This window comes from Microbacterium sp., from assembly GCF_039812165.1.
GTDB lineage: Bacteria > Actinomycetota > Actinomycetes > Actinomycetales > Microbacteriaceae > Microbacterium.
This window is the reverse complement of the sequence record NZ_JBDIAB010000209.1, coordinates 1-4,809: the sequence shown is the minus strand read 5'-3', so window position 1 is coordinate 4,809 and position 4,809 is coordinate 1. Positions and strand designations below refer to the sequence as shown.

The 4,809-nt window shown below is 70.8% G+C and carries 5 protein-coding genes; 2 read left to right on the top strand and 3 right to left on the bottom strand.

Annotated elements, in window-relative coordinates; genetic code table 11:
* Positions 1–70: 70 nt before the first annotated feature.
* The gene (locus tag WML84_RS12945; protein ID WP_347346554.1) at positions 71–496 is read right to left on the bottom strand and encodes a DUF1801 domain-containing protein; all 426 of its coding nucleotides are present in this window, start codon (positions 494–496) and stop codon (positions 71–73) included.
* Between the two features lie 148 nt (positions 497–644).
* Entirely contained in the window at positions 645–2,255 is a 1,611-nt protein-coding gene (locus WML84_RS12940) for a phosphatase PAP2 family protein (RefSeq protein WP_347346553.1), read from the bottom strand.
* Positions 2,256–2,595: 340 nt separating this feature from the next.
* Here WML84_RS12940 and WML84_RS12935 point away from each other — a divergent pair, with 340 nt between their 5' ends.
* Positions 2,596–3,585 (top strand): helix-turn-helix transcriptional regulator, encoded by a 990-nt coding sequence (locus tag WML84_RS12935; protein ID WP_347346552.1) that lies wholly within the window; start codon positions 2,596–2,598, stop codon positions 3,583–3,585.
* On the opposite strand, the gene WML84_RS12930 is transcribed toward WML84_RS12935, so the two are convergent.
* Positions 3,569–4,105: a thioesterase family protein gene (locus tag WML84_RS12930; RefSeq protein WP_347346551.1), complete on the bottom strand. Its 537-nt coding sequence runs from the start codon at positions 4,103–4,105 to the stop codon at positions 3,569–3,571. The two genes, WML84_RS12935 and WML84_RS12930, sit on opposite strands and share 17 nt — an antisense overlap.
* A 134-nt stretch (positions 4,106–4,239) precedes the next feature.
* Here WML84_RS12930 and WML84_RS12925 point away from each other — a divergent pair, with 134 nt between their 5' ends.
* Complete coding sequence (locus WML84_RS12925) at positions 4,240–4,791, top strand: TetR/AcrR family transcriptional regulator (protein WP_347346550.1); 552 nt, start codon at positions 4,240–4,242, stop codon at positions 4,789–4,791.
* Positions 4,792–4,809 lie beyond the last annotated feature (18 nt).

Sequence of the window (4,809 nt, the reverse complement as noted above, 5' to 3'; positions counted from 1 at the left end):
GGGTTCAAATCCCACCGTCACCGCCACGAGAACCCCAGCTCAGCTGGGGTTCTCTCGTTTGCGCGCCGCGTCAGCCCGGCTCGGGGTCGTCGGGGCGGGCCCAGGCGATCGCGATCAGGCGGCGGAGGACGTCGAGGTCGATGTCGTCGAGCTTCTTGACGTACACGCAGCCGGCGCCCTCGGTGTAGGCGCCGAGGCTCGGCAGCAGTGCGGCGCCCTCGGGCCGGTCCTTCAGACCGTAGATCGAGAGGGCCGACTTGCGGGGCGAGAAGCCCGTCTTCGGCCAGTCGCCGCGCGTGCGCGGGTTGGCGGGAGAGATGTACCGGTAGCTGCCGTAGCCGACCATCGTCGGCCCCCACATGACGGGATCGGCACCGGTCACCTCGCGGAAGACCTCGGCGAGCCGCAGGCCGTCGTCACGCCGGCGGGCGGGCGTCGCGGCATCCAGGAACTCGGACACGTCGGCATCGGTCGGCACGGTCTTCGGAGCGCTCATGTCCCCATTGTCGCGCGCACCCCCGACATGCGCACCGGTGGTCGCGGCATCCGTCGCCCTGCGAGAGGCCGGCACGAGGTCGGGGATGCCGAGGGGCGCACCCGCGCGACGGCGGATGCGCCCCTCGGTCGCTCCGGAGGGAGAACGGCTACTCCGCCGTCGCCTTCCGCCGCGCGATGATCGCGGCGGTGAGGCCGCCGGCGATCAGCAGCAGCGCGGCCGCGGGCGCGAGCAGGTCGAACTCGCCGCCGGTGTTGGCGAGCTTCTTCGACGCACCGGTCGTCCCGCCCTTCGCGTCGACGGCCTGCGGCTGCCCGACCGGCGCCGGGTCGACCGGCGCGGGGTCGACCGGCGGGTTCGGGTCGACGGGCGGGTTCGGGTCGACCGGCTCGAGGAAGACGACCGACGCGGCGGGCTGACCGGGCTCGGCCGAGACGACCGCTCCCGCGGCGTCGACGGTCACCTTCGAGCTGAGGGCGGCGGGCAGGTTGATGCGCTGCCAGCCCTCGGAGGTCGAGTCGAGCGGGTAGCCCGAGTCGATCTCGGTCGCGGCCAGCACCGCACGGCGCTGCTCGGCGCTCAGGTCGGGGAACGCGGTGGCCAGCAGCGTCTCGGCGCCCTCGGGCACCACCGGCGCCTGCCCGGCCTCGCCCACCTGGCCGAAGCCATAGGTCATGCGGGACTCGTAGGCGGTCAGCGCCGAGGCGCGGTCGGTGACGGGCGCGGTCGACACGACATCGGTGAAGACGTTCTGGTAGCCGCCGTCGGCGTTCGCGCCGACCGTGTCGATGCAGTCCGCGAGCGTCGTCCCGTGCCCGTCGGTGGTGCACCGGCTCGCGAGATACGCGGTCAGCTCCGCGCGCGCCGGCAGGATCGTGTCCGTCACATAGGCGGGATCGGAGTAGAGGGCGACGACGTTGACGTGCCCCGAGACGCGGCCGCCGATGACGTCGAGCGGGTAGTGCACGCCGAGCACGTTGCGCGCGAGGCCCGCCTCCGAGGCGCGGGTGAGGATCTCCGGCCCGAGCTCGGGCAGCACCGTGGCCAGCAGGATGCCCTCGCCGTACGCGTAGGCGGTGTGACCCGACGGGAAGGCCTGGCTGAAGTGCTCGAGCACCAGGTCGTAGGTGCCGTCGTGGGTGAGGCCGGTCTCGGGGTCGGTCCAGGGATCGACCTTGACGATGCCGAGGTTCGTGTCGAGCCCGTCGAGCTTCTCGGGCAACCCGAAGCTCCGGTCGTCGAGGAACGGCCGCGGGTAGTTGTAGTAGCCCTTGGCGCTGCCGGTGCTCGCCAGGCTCACACCGATGGCGTCGTACATCGCCGTGGTCTGCGGGAGCGACCCGTCGGCGAGTCCCTCGACGAAGTACGCGCCGAGCACCGGGCCGAACGCGTCGGCGAAGGTCTGCTTCCAGTCGAGGTCGGCGTCGACCAGTGCGCGCTTCGACTGCACGGGGTCGGTGGCGCCGGCGGCGTTGATCCGCTGCAGGATCTCGTCGTTCTCGCGCAGGACGTCGCGGCCCGCATCGAGGACCTGGCCCCGGAAGGCCGTGGCCGCCATCGTGTCGTGGTCGGTCGGGTCGTAGGTCTCGGCCTGCCAGTACGTGCCGAACTCGCCGAACAGCGCGACGTGGTCGGGGTTGGCGGCGTCGGCGTACGCCGGTGCGGCGCCGAGTCCGAAGGCGGCGATCCCGAGGACGACGCCGGATGCGACCAGCGCGCGGGCTGACCGGGACGCCGGTCTGCGTGTCGTTGTCGACATGGAGTGTCTTCCTTCTGGTTCGGTCCGGCGGAGGGGCTTCGGGTCCACCGGGCATGCACCTGCTCGTGGTGACGCGGGCGATGCGTCCGAACCGGTGCCCGCGGGGGAGTCGCGGGTGCGTGCGCGACGGTAGCGAGCGCGTGTGCCCGCTTGCCCGTTCCGAGACGAACAGCGGGTGAACGGCATCCGTCTGGACGCGACCCGCGCGACGTGTCGCACGGGTCGCGCGCCGGTGAGGGCGGCGCGTCTCACCCTCTGGATGAGCGGCCAAACCGGCTTGCTGGCAGCTAACGGCCATCAGATGGTTGACACGGCAGCTTCATGCCATCGAGAATAGAGCATGTCCTCGCGCGGAGATCCGACGATCCAGCCCCTGCTGCACCGTCTGCTCGCGGCACGGCCGGAGAGCCGGCAAGAGTTCGAGGACGTCTCGGAGGCGATCGGCTGGGATGCCGATGATGCCTTCGGCGTGCTGCACGAGCTCGGTGTCGTCGAGCTCGGGGGCGACGCCATCCGCATCATCGACCCGGTGCAGGCGCTGTCACGGAACGCGACCGCAGCACTGGTCAACGCGAGGGAGGCGTTCGAGGAGGCGCAGCAGGCGCTCGGCCTGCTCTCGAAGGTCAAGTCGACCGCCGCCGGGAGCGCGCCGGGGGCCGACATGATCGGTGCGGTCATCCGAGACCACGATCACGTCTGGCAGGAGTGGTGGGAGAGCCACTCGAGAACCGCTCCCGTGAACCCCGGGGTCGTCATGCCCGACGCCGTGATGCTCAAGAACCAGGTGCTCGCCGACATCGACCGAGTCGCTGCCGACTTCGACGCCGGCGACTATCACATGCGCGTCATCCTCGATCTCGACGAGTGCGTGGACGATGCCGGCAGGGCGCCCGAGTGGCTGCAGACCCTCGCCGCCGCGGGCGTGGAGGCGCGGGGGATGATCGATCCGCCCAGCTGGTTCTACGTCGACGACGGAGTGATCGGCGGCGTGCCGCTCACCTGGGGGCAGGGAAACCCCGCCGGGATGGTGATGCTCTACCCGTCGCCCCTGCTCACGCTGGCTGCGGCGTACTTCGAGACGCTGTGGGAACGGGCGGCACCGATCCGCGTCGGGAGCGCGCCGGCGTGGGAGCCCGTCCTGCGCCTGCTCGAAGCGGGCAGCAGCGACCAGCAGATCGCGGATGCCGTGGGCATCGGCCTTCGGACCGTGCGCCGCCGCATCGCCGAGGCGATGGACGAGCTCGGAGCGACGACGCGCTTCGAGCTCGGCGTGCGCTGGGCCGGGCGCCGAGATCGAGCGAGCCGCCCGACCCCTACGCCCAGTCGCTGACCAACCGCTGCTTCGTCGACGCGAGCCGCGATGTCTCCGCCCAGTCGTGCACCCACTCCGGAATACGGTCGGGCAGGGTGCCGAGCTCCTTGTGGAGCTCGTCGATCGTGACGACGCCGCCCGAGCGCTTGACGAACCGGGTGCGCGTGATCAGGCGCATGTAGATGTCTCCGTCGCGGACGAACCGCTGCTCCATGACGACGGCGCGATCGTCGGTGCCGATCATGCGCGTCTGCAGCTCGAAGCGCTGCCCGAGCACGAACGATCTGCGGTACGTCGCGCTCGCCTGCGACAGCACGGGGATCCAGCCCAGGCGCTGCGTGTGCGCGAACACGCCGATGCGCACGACGAGATCCCAGCGGCCGAGGTCGGCGAGCGAGAGGTACCTGCCGTTGTTCATGTGCCGCAGGATGTCGATGTCTGTCGGCAGCGTCGTCAGCCTGATCACGGAGACGCCGGTGAGCGGCATGCTGCCATCACGGCGCAATCGCCACGTCGCGCGCAGGTGCACCAGAATCATCCGCCAGAGGAGGTTCATCGCTGCCCTTCCATAACCATACGCTTGCGTACAGTACGTGACTATACGCCACAGTATGGTTGTGATCAACCGGTCCACGTGGAGGCTCCGCGCGGGCTGCACGTTAGGGTTTGGGCATGGCGAGGCTGACGCGGGACGACTGGATCGCTGCGGCATATGAGCGGTTCACCGACCAGGGCGTCGACGCGATCGCCGTCGAACCCGTCGCTCGCGCGATCGGTGCCACCAAAGGGTCGTTCTACTGGCACTTCGCTGACCGTGCGGCGCTCGTGGACGCGGTGCTCGACAGATGGGAGACCCTGCAGACCGAGGCGCTGATCGCCGAGGTCGAGCGGACCGCCGTGCCGCGGGAGAGACTCGAGCACCTCGTCCGGATCGTCACCGAGCGGATCCCGCAGCGCGGCGGCGAGGTGACGCTCTACGCGGCGGCGGAGCGCAACGGGGTGGCGGATCGGGTGGCGCGCGTGACGGAGCGCCGCGTCTCGTACATCGCCGGCATCCTCACGGCCCTCGGGCTCGACGAGCAGGAGGCTCGGCGCCGCGCGATCACCGTGACCGCATCGGTCGTGGGATACCAGCAGCTCGTCGCCACCGGGTGGGATTCGCGGCTCGACTCGGTGGAGCGCATGGCCGCCTCGCTGCTCGAGCTGGCGCTCGGGCGCGTCTGACGGTCTCGCCGCCGCCCG

Excerpts from the sequence above, each read along its gene's own strand:
- WML84_RS12945 (WP_347346554.1), bottom strand. The coding sequence starts at position 496 with ATGAGCGCTCCGAAGACCGTGCCGACCGATGCCGACGTGTCCGAGTTC.
- WML84_RS12925 (WP_347346550.1), top strand. The coding sequence starts at position 4,240 with ATGGCGAGGCTGACGCGGGACGACTGGATCGCTGCGGCATATGAGCGG.
- WML84_RS12930 (WP_347346551.1), bottom strand. The coding sequence starts at position 4,105 with ATGATTCTGGTGCACCTGCGCGCGACGTGGCGATTGCGCCGTGATGGC.
- WML84_RS12940 (WP_347346553.1), bottom strand. The coding sequence starts at position 2,255 with ATGTCGACAACGACACGCAGACCGGCGTCCCGGTCAGCCCGCGCGCTG.
- WML84_RS12935 (WP_347346552.1), top strand. The coding sequence starts at position 2,596 with ATGTCCTCGCGCGGAGATCCGACGATCCAGCCCCTGCTGCACCGTCTG.